Origin of the sequence: Cytophaga aurantiaca DSM 3654, assembly GCF_000379725.1 — a bacterium.
GTDB classification, from domain to species: domain Bacteria; phylum Bacteroidota; class Bacteroidia; order Cytophagales; family Cytophagaceae; genus Cytophaga; species Cytophaga aurantiaca.
Genome location: NZ_KB903621.1, coordinates 244429 through 259975, shown reverse-complemented (window position 1 = coordinate 259975; position 15547 = coordinate 244429). Strand labels below are relative to the sequence as shown.

Here is a 15547-nt window from a genome sequence, read left to right as displayed (position 1 = left end):
GAATTTTAATAATTTTCAATAACCCATGTATCCTTTGAACCCCCGCCTTGCGAAGAGTTTACAATAAGATTACCTTTTTGTAATGCTACCCGTGTTAAACCTCCATTCAATACATAGATGCCATCTTTACCCATCAAAGCAAATGCGCGCAAATCAATGTGGCGTTGTTCTGATTCATTTGTATCTTCAATAAATGTTGACAGCATAGATAAAGACATAATCGGCTGTGCAATATATTTTCTAGGATTTGCATGTATTAACTTTTTGTAATCTTCGATTTCTTCTTTGGTTTTTCTATCACCAATAAAAACTCCATAACCACCCGACTCATCCACAGGTTTAACAACCAGGTTATGCATATTTTCCAACACATATTTCATTTCGTCCGGACGTTCACAACGATACGTTGGTACGTTGCTTAAAATAGGTTCTTCATCTAAATAATATTTAATGATATCCGGAACATATGTGTACACTGCTTTATCGTCTGCCACACCCGTACCAGGTGCATTAATAATATTCACATTTCCTGCTTGATAAGCCGCCATTAAGCCGGGCACACCCAATACCGATTTTTCATTAAACACAAGCGGATCAATAAAGTCATCGTCTACTCGTCTATAAATTACATCTACTCTCTTCGGACCATGTATGTTCTTCATGTAGACGAAATTATTTTCAACAAACATGTCTCTTCCTTCCACCAATTGAATCCCCATTTGATGTGCTAGAAAAGAATGCTCAAAATAAGCAGAGTTAAATGTACCAGGCGTAAGTACTACACATAGCGGATTATCAATTCTATCTGGCGCAACCGAACGAATTGTTGCAAGGAGTCTTTCTGTATACTGCATCACGGGTTTAACATGGTATCTGCTAAAGAGATTGAAAAATATTTTTTTCATAGTCTCTCTATTCGATAACACGTAGCTTACACCGGATGGACAACGTAAATTATCTTCCAATACATAATATTTTCCATCGTTGTGTTTGATGATGTCAATACCTGTTATATGAATGTAAATCCCTCCTGGCGGGTCTACACCTATCATTTCCTTTTTATAAAATTGTGAACTAAAAAGTAATTCACTTGGCACAATTTTATCTTTTAATATTTTTTGTTCATGATATATATCCCAAAGAAATAAATTAAGTGCTTTAATGCGTTGCTTAATCCCGGTTTCAATGGTCTTCCATTCTTCACTTGGTATCATGCGCGGAAACAGATCGAAAGGAAATAACCGTTCTACGCCTTCATTTTCTTCTGTATATACATTAAAAGTCACTCCTTGATTAAACAAGTCACTTTTTGCAATTTCATTTATCTTGATGTATTCATCCATATCTAAATGTTTGAATGTATCCATTAAATGCTTATAATGCCCTCTAATGTCACCGTTTGGAGTCCATGCTTCATCAAAATGAGCTGGGTCTATCTTGTAAGAATTAAATATTCCAGTTTGTGATTCCATACCAATACGGATATAATTTATATAACTTAATTTATATGTTGACAATATATAGGTATATTCTGTATTCGCAAAATATTTAAATAATATATTTACTATAATGCATATAAGAGCATTTTTGTACGTTTGCTTATTTTAATAGTTACATAATTATACATAATAAATAATATAAATAATCTAATATAATTCTTAAAATTTACGTTTTTAGACAAAAACCTTTTCCAAAAAAGATATTTATTATATAATTGGTTCATTTTTAAACCATATTTTTAAATAAATGATTATTTATACTATATATTGATTCATTTTTAGACCACAATATTTTTAAATAGTACTTTTTCAATAGATTTTAATGAATTTTTATATTATAGAAAAAATACAATTTTAGAGCTGTTTATAATAAAGATTGGCAACTGCGCATTTTTTTTGCAATTTGGGGTATAAACGAGATTTCAATAGGATGAAGTACGATGTATGTATTATAGGTGCTGGCCCGGCAGGCTATGCAGCAGCAATCAGAGCGTTAGATTTAAACAAATCTGTATTATTAATTGAAAAAGAAAAAATCGGAGGAGCAGGGCTCTATAACGGAGCAATTTCATCTAAGACGTTCTGGGAGCTATCTAAAGACATACAAACTGCACGCAAACGTTTAGCGCAATACAGTCCTGATCAACATTTTTCAGTAACCTATCAGCAAGTATTGACGCAGGTTCGCGGTGGTATTGCCAACCGTCGTTTTCATCTTGAAGGCCAGATCGAATCGCTTGTTCAGCAGGAAGCAAGACTCTTTAGATTTCTGAAAGGTACAGCAAAAATTGTTGGCCAACATGCTGTTGAAGTAATAACAGGCACAGAAAGAGAAGTCATAGAAGTTGAAAATATTGTTATTGCGACCGGCAGCAGTCCGCGTAAAATTCCAAATATTCCGATTGATGAAAAGATCATTGTAACCAGTGATGGTGTCGAAAATTTTGAGAACTTCCCGAAGAGCCTGGTAATATTAGGTGCAGGGGTTATTGGTTGTGAGTGGGCAACCATTTTTTCAAACTTCGGCTACACGTCTGTAAACATCATTGACAAAGCAGAGCGTATTCTTTCATTTGAAGACGATGATGTAACGGATGTTGTTGAAGCAAACATGAAGAAACAAGGCATTACGGTTCATAAAAAATCGAACTTGTTAAGCATGCGAATTGTAGATGGTGAAGTGGAGTACATCATTGAATATACAGACGGCCGCAAAGAAATGCACCGTGTAGAAAAGGTACTTGTTTCGGTTGGCCGTATTCCAAATACAAAAAACTTAGGTCTGGAAGATGTGGGTATAACCATTTTACCGAATGGAAATATTGATAACATAGACGGACAAACAAACGTGCCGAACATCTATGTTGCCGGGGATATTTCTTCTGATGTAGCGCTTGTGAATGTTGCGGAATTAGAAGGCCGACATGTAATTGAAAAAATGTTTGGTGTTTCCAGTCACCCGATTACATACAACAACGTTTCAACCATTATGTTTGTACAGCCCGAAGTTGCTGGTGTTGGAATGAACGAGAAGCGTGCATTAAAAGATAAGATCTCTTATAAAGTTGTTAAGATCCGTTACGATATGATCCCTCGTGCAATTGCAATGCGCAACAACGATGGATTCTTTAAAATTCTTGTAACAAACGACAATGAAATGAAGATCTTAGGTATGCGAGCTGTAGGTGTACATGCTTCAAGTGCCATACAAGCCGTTGCCTTATTGATTTCAATGGATAAAGGTGTTGAAGAATTGGCAGACATGATCCACCCGCACCCTTCTATCATTGAAGGGATACAGGAATGTATCCGCATGCTGTTGGGAACATCTGTTTTAAAACCTCAGTTCTTTAAAGGAATGCTTACCTGCAAATCATGTGATGAAAATGGCTGCACGAACGATATTGTTTATTTAAGATAATACTTCCATGAAATATATTTCGTCCAGATTATCTTCCGGAAATAAAATTTTCCCTACAGAAATACATATTGAAGCTACAGGTATCAAGATCAAAGAGCCCGGTATATATAACAGCAAGTCTACATTCATCGCATTCATAGACATCGTTTCTATTAGCATAGATAATCCCCTTGTTGGATATAGTACGTTAACTTTTTTCACCAACAGCACCACACATGTTGTAACTGGATTTACAAAAAACCAATCCGAGGAAATCAATTCCACCATTCTGGAAAAAAAGCGTTAAGAGTTGTCTTATGAAAAAGGATTTTCTGAATAATTTCGGATTGGTTGTACTTTTGCTCACAACACTGTTTTTTGTAAAGATCCAGATCATGAATAATTCTGCTTATGCAGGTTTTCAAAGCAGTTTTAACTTTTTGTTAAATGTGCTGGTTTTTATCGCTTTCGGTTATTTCTGTTATCTGATATACAAACACTTCATTTCTAAGGATAAAAAAGATTGAGAATAGGGAACATTCTGCAGGAACACCTTGTTGTACCAATCAGAATATTATTTTGAATTGAATAAAATACTTCATAAATTCAGAACATTATTTCATGTTTATTAAAAAATTAACTATAAAACATCTACGATCATGAGTTTACGATTAGGCGATATCGCACCGGATTTTACAGCAGAAACTACTGAAGGACCAATTTCTTTCCATGAGTGGTTAGGAGATAAATGGGGAGTTTTATTCTCTCACCCTGCAGATTACACACCGGTTTGTACAACCGAATTGGGTGCTACTGCTAAACTTAAATCAGAATTTGAAAAACGTAACGTAAAAGTTGCTGCGTTAAGTGTTGATGGTCTTGAATCACACAAAGGCTGGATCAAAGATATCAATGAAACACAAAATACTACTGTAAACTTCCCGATCATTGCGGATGAAAACAAAAAAGTAGCTGAGTTGTATGATATGATTCACCCAAATGCAAGTGAAAAATTCACTGTTCGTTCACTATTTATTATAGGCAATGACAAAAAAATAAAATTGATCATTACCTATCCGGCTTCTACTGGCAGAAATTTCACCGAGATCCTTCGTGTGATTGATTCGCTGCAATTAACTGCTAACTACAGCGTGGCTACCCCAGCAAACTGGAAAGACGGTGAAGATGTAGTGATTACGCCTGCAGTTAAAGACGAAGATATTGCTGCGAAGTTTCCAAAAGGTTACACACGTGTTAAACCTTATTTAAGAACAACACCACAGCCAAATAAATAAGTTGAGAAAGTTATTCTTATAATAAAAAAGTCCCCCGATAGCTATCGGGGGACTTTTTTATTATAAGAATTTTTAATCAAGAGAACGAAATAATCTTGTCTGACTTGGACATTCTTTAATCGTGTACTATTTTTTCTTGTATTGCTCGTTCAGTGCGTGAATCACCTGATCTGAAATGTTCAATGTATCTTTTGCATAAACGATTGTAGCAGGGTTTCCTTTCACATACGTAAATACATACGAATAATTTTTTTCCTTGCTCAATACTTTTAGATAAGTATCAATTTTTGATAAAAATTCTTTTTCAAAATTAAGTTCTTTATCCTGTAATTCTATATTCAGTTTTTCGTTTAGTTCCATTAAACTCTCACGCTCAGCATTCAAATCTTTTTCGCGCTTCTCTCTAACTGCCGGTGTAAGGTTCGGAGCAAGCTGTTCGTATTGCATCACATTTTCTTCAAATTGAGCTTTCTTTTTCATAAGCATTGCCTGCTTATTCTTGAAAAAGTTTTCAATATTGGTTTTACCATCATTATAGAACTTATATTTTTTTGTCAATTCTTCCAGATCAATAAAAGCAATCGCACCATTATTTGAACCCAGATCCGGTAGACTATCCAATGTAAGTTCTGCTTCCTGCGTTGAGTCTGTAGCAGCTATATCAGCAGACGGAGACTTATGAGCATCAAAATGCAATACAAACAATACAATAACTGCAATGGCTAATACACCATTTAAAATTAGAGAAATAAGAGGCAAACGTTGATTCACGGGTAGTATTTTTTATGTTCTGATCAATATTCGTAATTATTTGATAAAGATAAAAATTATAGTTTAGATAACTATTGTAAACGTAGTTCCTTTTTTCACTTTTGATTCAATATCTATCCTACCACCAATTTTGTTTACAGCCATTTTTACCAGATACAAACCCAAACCTGAACCACCCGAAATATCACTGGCTCTGAAAAACATATCAAATACCTTGTCTTTTATGTCTTTATTAATGCCTATTCCATTATCGCTAAACTCAAAAACGGATTTTTGCTTATCTATTTCTATCCGGATGTTTAATGTACAGATCTCTTTATAAACATCTCTATAGATAAAGGCGTTTTCGATCAGATTTTGAAAAATAGAATAAATCATATTTCTGTCCGAATAAAAATCTCCGTCTTGAATAATATTTAAGTCAATTTGAAATGCATCAAAATCGGGTAAATTATTCAGACTGTATTTTATTTCTTCAATAATTTCTTCAAAATCAATTTGAGTCTTTTTAACAAACGAGCTTTTTATTTTTGATACTTGCAACAGATCTGCAACAAGTTTATCCAGACGTTCAGAGCTTTTTTCTATATGACTAAAATATTCCCGGGCACTTTCATCTTCAACATCCAGTAAACCCAATTTAGCTAAACCGATAATTGATTTTAATGGACCCTTGATATCATGTGAGGCTTTATAAACAAAAGCATCCAGCTGCTGATTTTTATATTCAAGTTCTTTTGTTCGTTCCTGAACTTTGCCTTCAAGTTCCTGCGTCACTTTATCTTTTAACGCATCATTTTCTTTTAATTGATTAATTAAATTCAATTGCGTGATACGTATTTCTCTATTCACAAGGCGGACCTGATCTGCAAGCGCAAAAGAAAATAAAAACAATTGAAAGATGGTTCCGAAGTTCAGCGCATATACGGTGAATAAACTGTTATCTATAAGTCCCAACACCATTAGAAAATGTAGCGTAAAGCCTATAAATAAAGCGTTATAGGCCAGTATAAAAAACCGTGCAGCAATGAATTGTTTATAATAAACGTAGATTCCTATATAAAAAATAAAGATTAAAATAAGAATATCAAAATGATACATGTACAACAAGGGTTCATAAAAATACAAACCAAAAATAAACATCCCGATACGCAGGCAAACTAGCAAACGGATCGCTAAGATGGATTTTTTACAAATACGTGATACCTGCAAAAAAGAGGCGGAATAAAGTAATGCAGTAGCAGAAAATAACGCAATGGAAAAGCTTTGAACATACTCATTTAACACTATATGATTGCCCCAGAGATATTGATATCCAAGACCATCATTCGACAGACTATACAATGCAACACTGATTACATTTATTGTAAAATATAGATACGTTCTTTCTAAGGTAACTACATACACTATAAAACAGTACAACGCCATTAACAATAAGAATCCATAAAAAATGGATAACAATGTATATTCTTTATTTGAATAATAAACCAGATTTTCAGGTGTTCGGATTGTACCGAAAGCTGTTACGGATTGCTTGCTTTGAATACGTACAAAAATAGTATAGTTGGAATTTGGATCGAAGTTTACTTCATTGATAAAATTTTTATGCTGCACTTTTCTATAATCGAAAATAAAAAAATCGCCTCCTGAAAAATGATATCGGAGGGTATCATTTTTAAAAACAAAAACATCATATAGATCTATGTGAAAATCATATAATTCGATCAGGTATTTTTTTGTTGTTGTTCCTTTATTCTGAACATCAATTTTTGCCCACATCTCTTTATTAAACGACTGCAGCCTAGGTGCATCTGAAAGGGTTTGTGTAAACATTCCTTTATTAGAGATCTCAACAATTTCACCAAATGATCTCTTATTTAAGGAATCATAATAGATGGAATAGTAGCCTTTGGACCAGTCAAAGCGTTGCGTTGTATCCTCTAAAACTAGTGGACTTGATTGCCCATGTACAAAAATTCGGGCTACAATAAATAAAAAAATCAATACGGTTCTTTTCACATTATTACATACAGGTTCATTTCTATAAACAAAAAAAGTAGAAATGAACCTGCCTTAAAAGTTAATTGAATTTTATCGTCGGATCCGCCTTACCTAAATATTCACAATCCAATAGCTGTTGCATTGATTCAAATTTTACCGGCACCTTATTATATTTATACGCATCAACCAAAGGCATGGTTAAATTGTTATCTCCCATACTGATGTCGATGTCATGCATCGTCATCTGTGAAGGATGCTCATAGCCGCATGCGTGTGTAATTTCCAATACTTCTTTTCGTAAGTTTTTTACGTAATGGTATAAACGATCTGCTTTTAACGGTACATCTATACCCGATTGCAGCCATTTGTTCTGTGTTGCCACACCCGACGGACACGTATTGTTATGGCATACCTGCGCCTGGATACAACCGATTGACATCATTGCTTCTCTTGCAACATGTATGACATCCGCACCCAATGAAAAAGCCATTAGCGCACTTTCAGGGAAACCCAATTTACCGGATGCTGCAAACACGATTCGGTCTGTTAAGCCACGTTCTGCAAATATTTTATAGACGTTACTAAATGCATATACAAACGGCAACGACACGTGATCTGCAAAAGCAGGAGGTGCAGCACCTGTACCGCCTTCACCACCATCGATCGTTATAAAATCCGGACCATAACCTTTTTCTAACATTCGATCTGCCAGTTCGATCCACATTTCCATTTTACCTACAGCAGACTTAAAGCCCACAGGCAAGCCTGTTTCCTGAGCAATGCGTTCAATGAAATCCATCATCTCTGCAACATTCGAAAACGCACTGTGATATGCCGGAGAAATTACATCTTTACCCATAGGCAAGCCACGGATATCAGCAATTTCCTGCGTGATCTTAGAAGCTGGCAATACGCCACCTTTACCTGGTTTTGCACCTTGTGATAGTTTCACATCAATAACACGGATGCATGGATTGTCTTCTACAAGCTTTTTCATTTTAGCCATTGAGAAGTTTCCATGTTCGTCTCTCACACCAAAATAACCCGTACCAAAATGGAACATAACATCTGCACCATGTTTATGATGCGGAGCCAATGAACCTTCTCCTGTATTCTGATATGCTCCGGCTTTTAACGCGCCTTTGTTTAATGATTCAACTGCACGCGCAGACAATGAACCATAGCTCATTCCGGAAATATTAATGATGGATTGCGGACGATAAGGCCTTCTTCTTTTATTGTATTCACCCATTATTTTTGCGCAAGGCACAAAATCAGGTTTCTTTTTATTTGGATGTCCTTCTTTTACTGCATACGAAAACATAGAAGGTTTTATGAATACAAATCCCGGACTATTTTGATCCTGATCAGTACCAAAGCCTTGGTAATTATTTTCTTGTTTTGAAGAAGCATAAATCCATGAACGCTGTCTTCTATTGAATGGAAGTTCTTCTCTATTGTTTGCAACAATGTACTGACGTAACTCCGGACCGATTTTTTCTAATAAATATCTTAAATGGCCAACAATAGGAAAGTTGTGTTTAATTGTATGACGTCTGTTAAAGAAAATATCTTTAACCGCAATAAACACAAGCAATAAGGATGGATATACCCACCATGGAATTAAAGCAAGCGTATCAATAATTTCTTTCATGTATTGTTCTTTTAAATAACCTCAAACAAAATAGATTTCAATACTGGTTTTATTCTGGAGTTGCCTCTTCTGCAGGTGCTTCCTGATTTTCGCCTTCTTGATTTTCACCTTCCTGGTTTTGTTCTTCGCCTTCCTGAGTGTCTGTATTTTGTTCGACGTTTTCATCCGGCATTTGATATTCTTCTTTCTGAGGTTTGTTTGTATCTCCTTGTGCCTTTCTTGTTTTCCAAGTCTCTGTTCCTTTTGCTCCTTCGTATTTAGCCGGAGGTGCTAAATTAAGTTTCTTTTTCTTTTTAGGTGCCGTTGGTGCAAACTGGAATTTTGCTTGAAAAAGTCCGTATCCATCATTCTTAGCTGCATTTGAAAACCCATCCAAGTAATCTGTCATTGTAAATCTATATATGTATTCAACACAAAGTGATGAACGTTGTGTAATTGTAAACTGTAGACCTAAACCTGCTGGAATAACAAACGTCATCCCGCCGCTGCCCGTCACACCACCAAGTTGTATAGATGGATCGTAATTGACAGTCGGACTGTAATACAATCCGCCTAAACCCGCATGTATATAGGGTTTGCAAAACGTATACTGCGATTCCTTTCTTCTATCGGGAGCTACGCGAACAATCTCATCAATCAAATACAATCTCCCATAGATCTGAAGTTCATAACCTGTAGTATTGAAAGATAAATTGCGGGTTGTATTGAAATCATTCGAATGCAATTTTAAATATGAAAACTCTGCACCGAATACGATATGAGGCCATAGTTTATAATTTGCACCCAATGAAAATCCAGCACCTAAGCCATTTAAGCCTATGCCATCTGTTAAATCACCTCTGTAGGTTGTAACACCCCCTCCAAGTGTAAATGTAATTGGACCTCTATAATAATATGTATCGAAAAAGCCTGAATACTCACGTTGCCTTTTAAACTGTGCAACAGAAACGAAAAGTGTTAAAAAGAAGATAAACAGTAACGTAATAGACTTTCTCACAGACAATAATTTTTTAAGTTAACAGCCAAATTTACTTAATAAATGTGTGAAACCACAGTAGAATACAGAGATATAGAATAAGGATAGCTGTTTTTTTATTATTTAAAGTTATTTTAAAATTTAAATGGTCAAAAAAGTGGTGGAATTGATTTGTATCTATTATTTTTGTTCACATTGTAGAAAGCTTCTGCGTTCTGCTGGTCATTAAATTTAAAATCATTAACAGTTATATACTATGGGTACATTAGGTACAATATTGATCGTGGTAGGTTTCATTGTAGGAAATTTCAGTGGCTATATGCTTTCAAACGCTAAAGCGATGAGAGATTCCAACGGTGCTATTATAAAATCAAAAGAGGTTATGTTTGCAGCAATCATTGCAATTTCAGCAATTATGATTTTAGTTGGTCAGTACATTGTTGTAGCTCCTAATAGCTATACAAACCCTTATTAAAAAATTAAATCCTTATTTGGAAAAACCTGTCCCGATAGCCATCGGGACAGGTTTTTTTTTGACCTTTAAATAAGGGATTTTATTAAATAACTATTCTTTTTATATTTGTATATTATATATTAAAATATTGAATTTATGAGTGATATAAAATATAATAATAAGTGGTTCAAGTCTGGTTTAGAGCTTTTAAACGAAGTTCTATACGGAAAATGGAAATTTATAATAATTTGGAATTTAATTGATAAACCACTAAGATTCTCAGATTTAAGAAAAAACATTCCATCTATTACAGATAGAATGTTAAGCTTACAATTAAAAGAACTTGAAGAGGAAAATTTTATTGAACGTGTTGTTGTTGAAGGAAATCCTCCAAAAATTGATTATAAATTAACAGCAAAAGCATTAGAAATGATTCCTGCATTAAGCGCTCTGGAAAGCTATGGCCGTTCTTTGGTCGACTTAAAATCTGCGCCTACAGAACAGCCGAAACCAGCGACACTTAATTTAAGTGCTGACGAAGAATCTTTCTTTGACCAATTGTAGTGGATCGTATTTTATAGTTCTTCCGGGTCCAGATAAAATCCTTTGGCTTTCGCCTTGCTCATTATAATTTCCTGAACGGTTGTTCCTTCAATTTTACTTTCCAGCCAGGATATAATATCAAAATAGATAAATGCTCTTTTTTCATAAGCACTATTTTCTATTGGTTCCAGCTGATTTTTTAAGGTTCGGAATCTGCTTACCAATTCATTTACATCTACATCATCATTCAGATCTTTCAGGAATTTAAGAATGTATTTCTGGAACATCCGTAAATCGTCACGCTTCCATAAAAATCGATACGTCGAAATAATATAGTATTTGATCACGTCAAAATTCCCAAGTTCATAGTGGCAGATCAGATTTATGATCCGGGCAAAACAATGAATATCTTCCCGAATATCAACGTTCGGAATATTGATAATCTTGTTCAGCCATCTCAAACAATGGTTGTATAGTCCGGCTCCAAAATACAGACATGAAATCTTATACATTAAGATCAGAGCAGAGTGCGGATCGAGCTTTTGAAGCAGATCATCTATGTCCTCTTTTCGGTCCACAAACAGCTTCTTTACACCTGCATGAAACTCTCCTGTAAGGAAAAAAAGGTTCAATTCATGAATAAAATAATACTTTAATAAACTGGTTTTCAAACGTTCATTAAAATATACGGTACTATCATTTGTAAAGTTAATCAGCTTATGCTTACTCTCAACGAACTCATTGAAGTAATTCAACTTGAATTCTGCTATCATTAAGTTATTCAATGCCTTAACATAATTTTCTGGAGAAAATTTAATGCGGTCTGGATTCTCTTCATACAAGTGCACTAACCTATTGGCATACAGGTGTCCATTCGAAAAGTCCTGCAGAAAATAATAATAACCGATGTATAAAAGATACAAGGTCATTTTTTCTCCAATAGAAAGAGCTTCTTCCTTATAATCAGGCAAATTACTAATAAAGTATTCTTTTACACGGATTGAGTCTTCTTCATCACGAATGAACCCGATACGGGTATAATAGGAATTTAATTTGATGCTCAAATTCGAAAACATATTGATGTTGTGGATCTGGGAATTGATTTTCCGCACATCATCAATGATGGTATCAACCGTTTCTTCAATATCCTCATCAATGGTCAGCATCAAAATACTCTTTTCAAGTTTGATGATCTCCAGAGTGAGCTCCAAATTTTCGTGTACCTGAGACAAGCGACGAGCCTTTTTCAGACAGGATTTTCCCTGCTGATACAAACGGCGCTCAAATAAAAGCTGCGCAAAATCAATCTGTTCCCGGATCTGCAGATCCAGAATTTTAGGTAAATTATACTGTCTGAGGGAGAGCATGACCTTTTCGTACAAATACGCCTTCAGGTTAGAGAGCTGAGAAGACTTGATTGCTGGTATTACTTCCGACACGCGCTCCTCATTAAACACCTTTTGTTTGTTCAAATAGTCAAATAAAAGCAGCATTTTCTTATCATCCGGATCTCCGCTGCCAGTATGATTGATTTTAAAGTGTCTTTTTTCATTCGGACTCAGCGAATGTATCAGATCAAATAGACTTTTTGACTTAACCCTAGACATAGTAATTATAAATACCTAAATGAATTAATAATCAGATTATAGTGCAATATAATTATTTGTTGGAAAACGTAAAATTTAATTTTTAACACGATTTATTACAATTATTGAATAAAATGGGTCATTTTTCAATTTGTTGAATTTTGTAGTTTTTACTGTCCATGCTTTATTAAAAATTTTTTACTCCAAAGACTCAGGGTAAATTAAAAGAAAGGTTGAATAAATTACTTATTTCTTGGGGCATCGCCCCAAGAATGAAAGGCAATTGTAAATGAACATTGCGTATTCATTGCGGTAAAAACAAAAAGTCCCGCCATATAGCGGGACTCTTCAATATCTTTTCGGCTTAGAACTCATTCGTATAACTTCTTATAATTCGACTTGCCTTCTTTCAAAAAGTCAATATAGATATCAACATTACGCTCATACACCATCGGCTGTGTCAATTCTTTTTCTGTATTCGGATCCAGAATTACATAAAATGGCTGAGCCAGAAAGTTGAAACGTGTATTTTGAAAATCGTGATTTTGCTTGCCGATTGATTTTTTTGTTTTTCCATCTTTCGTTGATGTATACCATTCTTTTTCAGGTAGCTCGTGTATATCATCCACATACAATGCGACTACAACAAAGTCTTCGTTTAGGTGTTTAAGAACCGTAGAATCTGCCCATACATTTCGTTCCATCTCCCTACAATTGGAACAGCCATGTCCGGTGAAATCAATAAATAAGGGTTTGCCTTGCTGTTTTGCACAGGCAAGTGCTTCTTTATAATCAAAATAACCTTGTAATCCCAAAGGCAAATGTAGAAAATCATTATACTTTGGTGTTCCGCAAATTTTATCTGTACTGGTTGTATAATCTTCGAGGGGCGGAAGATAACCTGAAAGCTGCTTGAGCGGATTACCTGCAACACCTGTTCCCAAATAACCTGCAAAGACAAAAACCATTATCGCCAGCACGCGTCTTGGCCAACTGATTTTCCCTTTGTCGTGATCACTTAATTTTATCAGTCCGATCAGATACAGACTCAATGTGAAGAAGATCAGAATCCAGATCAGCAAAAAGGCGTTTCGGTTCAGCAAGCCCCAGCCATAAACCTGATCGGCTATACTTAAAAACTTTAACGCCAGGGCCAATTCAATAAAACCCAGACTTACTTTAACTGTGTTCAGCCAGCCACCTGATTTAGGCAACGACTTTAACCAATTAGGGAATAAAGCAAATAATGTAAATGGTAAAGCAAACGCTGATGAGTATGCAATCATTCCAACAATCGGTTTCAGGATTTCACCACCAGCAGCGGATAATAAGATTGTACTAACAATCGGACCTGTGCAGGAAAATGATACCAGTACAATCGTGAAAGCCATAAAGAAAATACCTATATAACCACCTTTATCCGATTGCTTATCAATCTTATTGATGAAGCTATTTGGAAGTGTAATTTCAAACAAACCAAAGAAGGAAAGGGCAAAGACAATAAAGATTACTGTAAACAGCACATTCGGAAACCAATGTGTGCTCATGTAATTTGCAAACTCCGGACCATTGATCCGTGCAATCACTACGCCAATCAATGTATAAATAGCAACAATCGATAATCCATAGATTATTGCTTTGCGGATAGATTCTTTTTTTGAAGTAGAAGTATTTGAGAAAAAAGAGACAGTCATCGGCACCATGGGAAACACACAAGGGGTAATGATGGATAACAATCCAGCTGCAAAAGCAAAGACCACAAACAATAATAAAGATGTATCTCCGGTTACTCCGCCACGTTCTTTAACAGTGATTTCTACAGTTGAAGCTTCAACATTTTTTGTTTGTGGATTTGTTAAAGAAGCACTTTCACCTTTTAAACTATCGCGTAAAATTTTTATAATCTCTTCATTAATGCTATCTCTCTTAACGAGATTATCGATATGATGCGCAAGTTTCTGCAATTCAGCTTCGGGTATGGAAACATTTTTTGCAGCTTGTATCTGAAAGGATAAAAACAAAAAGGCAAACAGATAAAGAATATATGCTCTCATTATTTACTGTATTTTTTAACGAAACTTTTTAAATAGTCAACACTCACATCGTTACCTTGTGCGTCTCGTTGAATCAACTTTTTCTTTTCAGCCTCTAAGCTTTTTAAACTTGCTTTATCATTTGTTTTGACTGTACCTTCGGCTGGTTTGCCCTGCAGACCGGGATCTGTTTGTCCAACCGAGGACTTAGTAATTTTTTTTGCAGGTAAAATCGTTAAGCCAGTAAACTCAAACTCTGCATCACCGGGAATACAGCGACCCAGAACATCGTTGCAGGTTTGATAATCAACTGTTAATGCGATTTTGGGAGCATCATTTAAAATGATGATCTTTTGTCTGAACTCTGCATGTTCAACAAAATAGGTAACATCTCCTTCCCAGATAGAACTGTATTTTTTCTTTGGCTTAATGGCTTTCGTATTTCCTAATAGCTTATAACCGTTTTCAGCAGCAAATTGAAATTTCGTAATTGTCGGACCAAGATTCGGATCAAAGTCATTTGAATATACATACCAATCCGGAATGATGCTGGCCGTTGCAATAACTTCAATGGTATCACCAATATGTATTTCTTTAGAAGACAAAGAGAAAGACCATTTTACAGGATCAACATTCTCCGCCTGCGTAAGCAACGACAATAAACAAAAGGCAAGTACTATAATTCGTTTCATATTCAATACTATACAAAATTCTAAGCCATTAAGTTTCTAACGACTAATTAGTCGTTTCCGTATTCATTTCCTGACAGCTTTAGATAAACACACACTTTTTAAAGACGAATACTGAAATTTAACATCCTAATAAGTAAATCAAA

Annotated in this window: 14 protein-coding genes; 6 read left to right on the top strand and 8 right to left on the bottom strand. The window is 35.1% G+C overall.

Annotated elements, in window-relative coordinates; all coding sequences use genetic code 11:
* Positions 1-5: 5 nt before the first annotated feature.
* Positions 6-1472 carry a circularly permuted type 2 ATP-grasp protein gene (locus tag A3EE_RS0102605; protein ID WP_026209556.1) on the bottom strand — a complete coding sequence of 489 codons (1467 nt, stop codon included), beginning with the start codon at positions 1470-1472 and terminating at the stop codon, positions 6-8.
* 457 nt (positions 1473-1929) lie between these two features.
* Between A3EE_RS0102605 and A3EE_RS0102600 the strand changes: the two genes are divergently transcribed.
* From A3EE_RS0102600 to A3EE_RS0102585, 4 genes are all read left to right on the top strand, one after another.
* Positions 1930-3420 (top strand): dihydrolipoyl dehydrogenase family protein, encoded by a 1491-nt coding sequence (locus tag A3EE_RS0102600; RefSeq protein ID WP_018341872.1) that lies wholly within the window; start codon positions 1930-1932, stop codon positions 3418-3420.
* 7 nt (positions 3421-3427) lie between these two features.
* Complete coding sequence (locus tag A3EE_RS21585) at positions 3428-3706, top strand: hypothetical protein (RefSeq protein ID WP_083921238.1); 279 nt, start codon at positions 3428-3430, stop codon at positions 3704-3706.
* Positions 3707-3716: 10 nt separating this feature from the next.
* Entirely contained in the window at positions 3717-3926 is a 210-nt protein-coding gene (locus A3EE_RS0102590) for a hypothetical protein (RefSeq protein ID WP_018341870.1), read from the top strand.
* Positions 3927-4058: 132 nt separating this feature from the next.
* Complete coding sequence (locus A3EE_RS0102585) at positions 4059-4694, top strand: peroxiredoxin (protein WP_018341869.1); 636 nt, start codon at positions 4059-4061, stop codon at positions 4692-4694.
* Between the two features lie 126 nt (positions 4695-4820).
* On the opposite strand, the gene A3EE_RS0102580 is transcribed toward A3EE_RS0102585, so the two are convergent.
* From A3EE_RS0102580 to A3EE_RS0102565, 4 genes are all read right to left on the bottom strand, one after another.
* The gene (locus A3EE_RS0102580; protein ID WP_018341868.1) at positions 4821-5465 is read right to left on the bottom strand and encodes an OmpH/Skp family outer membrane protein; all 645 of its coding nucleotides are present in this window, start codon (positions 5463-5465) and stop codon (positions 4821-4823) included.
* A gap of 63 nt (positions 5466-5528) precedes the next feature.
* The gene (locus tag A3EE_RS0102575) at positions 5529-7484 is read right to left on the bottom strand and encodes a sensor histidine kinase (RefSeq protein WP_018341867.1); all 1956 of its coding nucleotides are present in this window, start codon (positions 7482-7484) and stop codon (positions 5529-5531) included.
* A 61-nt stretch (positions 7485-7545) separates the two neighbouring features.
* Positions 7546-9120 (bottom strand): FMN-binding glutamate synthase family protein, encoded by a 1575-nt coding sequence (locus tag A3EE_RS0102570; protein WP_018341866.1) that lies wholly within the window; start codon positions 9118-9120, stop codon positions 7546-7548.
* A gap of 49 nt (positions 9121-9169) precedes the next feature.
* Positions 9170-10117: a hypothetical protein gene (locus A3EE_RS0102565; RefSeq protein ID WP_018341865.1), complete on the bottom strand. Its 948-nt coding sequence runs from the start codon at positions 10115-10117 to the stop codon at positions 9170-9172.
* 235 nt (positions 10118-10352) lie between these two features.
* Here A3EE_RS0102565 and A3EE_RS0102560 point away from each other — a divergent pair, with 235 nt between their 5' ends.
* Complete coding sequence (locus A3EE_RS0102560; RefSeq protein ID WP_018341864.1) at positions 10353-10571, top strand: hypothetical protein; 219 nt, start codon at positions 10353-10355, stop codon at positions 10569-10571.
* A gap of 135 nt (positions 10572-10706) precedes the next feature.
* Entirely contained in the window at positions 10707-11114 is a 408-nt protein-coding gene (locus tag A3EE_RS0102555) for a winged helix-turn-helix transcriptional regulator (protein WP_018341863.1), read from the top strand.
* Between the two features lie 11 nt (positions 11115-11125).
* Here the strand turns inward: A3EE_RS0102555 and A3EE_RS0102550 are convergent, their stop codons facing one another.
* The 3 genes from A3EE_RS0102550 to A3EE_RS0102540 all read right to left on the bottom strand — a co-directional run bounded on the left by A3EE_RS0102550 (position 11126) and on the right by A3EE_RS0102540 (position 15404).
* Positions 11126-12700 (bottom strand): hypothetical protein, encoded by a 1575-nt coding sequence (locus A3EE_RS0102550; protein WP_018341862.1) that lies wholly within the window; start codon positions 12698-12700, stop codon positions 11126-11128.
* 350 nt (positions 12701-13050) lie between these two features.
* The gene (locus tag A3EE_RS0102545) at positions 13051-14733 is read right to left on the bottom strand and encodes a protein-disulfide reductase DsbD family protein (RefSeq protein ID WP_026209555.1); all 1683 of its coding nucleotides are present in this window, start codon (positions 14731-14733) and stop codon (positions 13051-13053) included.
* Positions 14733-15404, bottom strand: coding sequence for a protein-disulfide reductase DsbD domain-containing protein (locus A3EE_RS0102540; protein ID WP_026209554.1), 672 nt, complete (start codon positions 15402-15404; stop codon positions 14733-14735). The genes A3EE_RS0102545 and A3EE_RS0102540 overlap by 1 nt, the downstream gene beginning before the upstream one ends.
* Positions 15405-15547: the final 143 nt, after the last annotated feature.

Bases quoted from the DNA above. Each gene is read 5' to 3' on its own strand.
- A3EE_RS0102570 (WP_018341866.1), bottom strand. From the start codon at position 9,120: ATGAAAGAAATTATTGATACGCTTGCTTTAATTCCATGGTGGGTATAT.
- A3EE_RS0102555 (WP_018341863.1), top strand. From the start codon at position 10,707: ATGAGTGATATAAAATATAATAATAAGTGGTTCAAGTCTGGTTTAGAG.
- A3EE_RS0102540 (WP_026209554.1), bottom strand. From the start codon at position 15,404: ATGAAACGAATTATAGTACTTGCCTTTTGTTTATTGTCGTTGCTTACG.
- A3EE_RS21585 (WP_083921238.1), top strand. From the start codon at position 3,428: ATGAAATATATTTCGTCCAGATTATCTTCCGGAAATAAAATTTTCCCT.
- A3EE_RS0102585 (WP_018341869.1), top strand. From the start codon at position 4,059: ATGAGTTTACGATTAGGCGATATCGCACCGGATTTTACAGCAGAAACT.
- A3EE_RS0102605 (WP_026209556.1), bottom strand. From the start codon at position 1,472: ATGGAATCACAAACTGGAATATTTAATTCTTACAAGATAGACCCAGCT.
- A3EE_RS0102550 (WP_018341862.1), bottom strand. From the start codon at position 12,700: ATGTCTAGGGTTAAGTCAAAAAGTCTATTTGATCTGATACATTCGCTG.
- A3EE_RS0102545 (WP_026209555.1), bottom strand. From the start codon at position 14,733: ATGAGAGCATATATTCTTTATCTGTTTGCCTTTTTGTTTTTATCCTTT.
- A3EE_RS0102600 (WP_018341872.1), top strand. From the start codon at position 1,930: ATGAAGTACGATGTATGTATTATAGGTGCTGGCCCGGCAGGCTATGCA.
- A3EE_RS0102560 (WP_018341864.1), top strand. From the start codon at position 10,353: ATGGGTACATTAGGTACAATATTGATCGTGGTAGGTTTCATTGTAGGA.
- A3EE_RS0102590 (WP_018341870.1), top strand. From the start codon at position 3,717: ATGAAAAAGGATTTTCTGAATAATTTCGGATTGGTTGTACTTTTGCTC.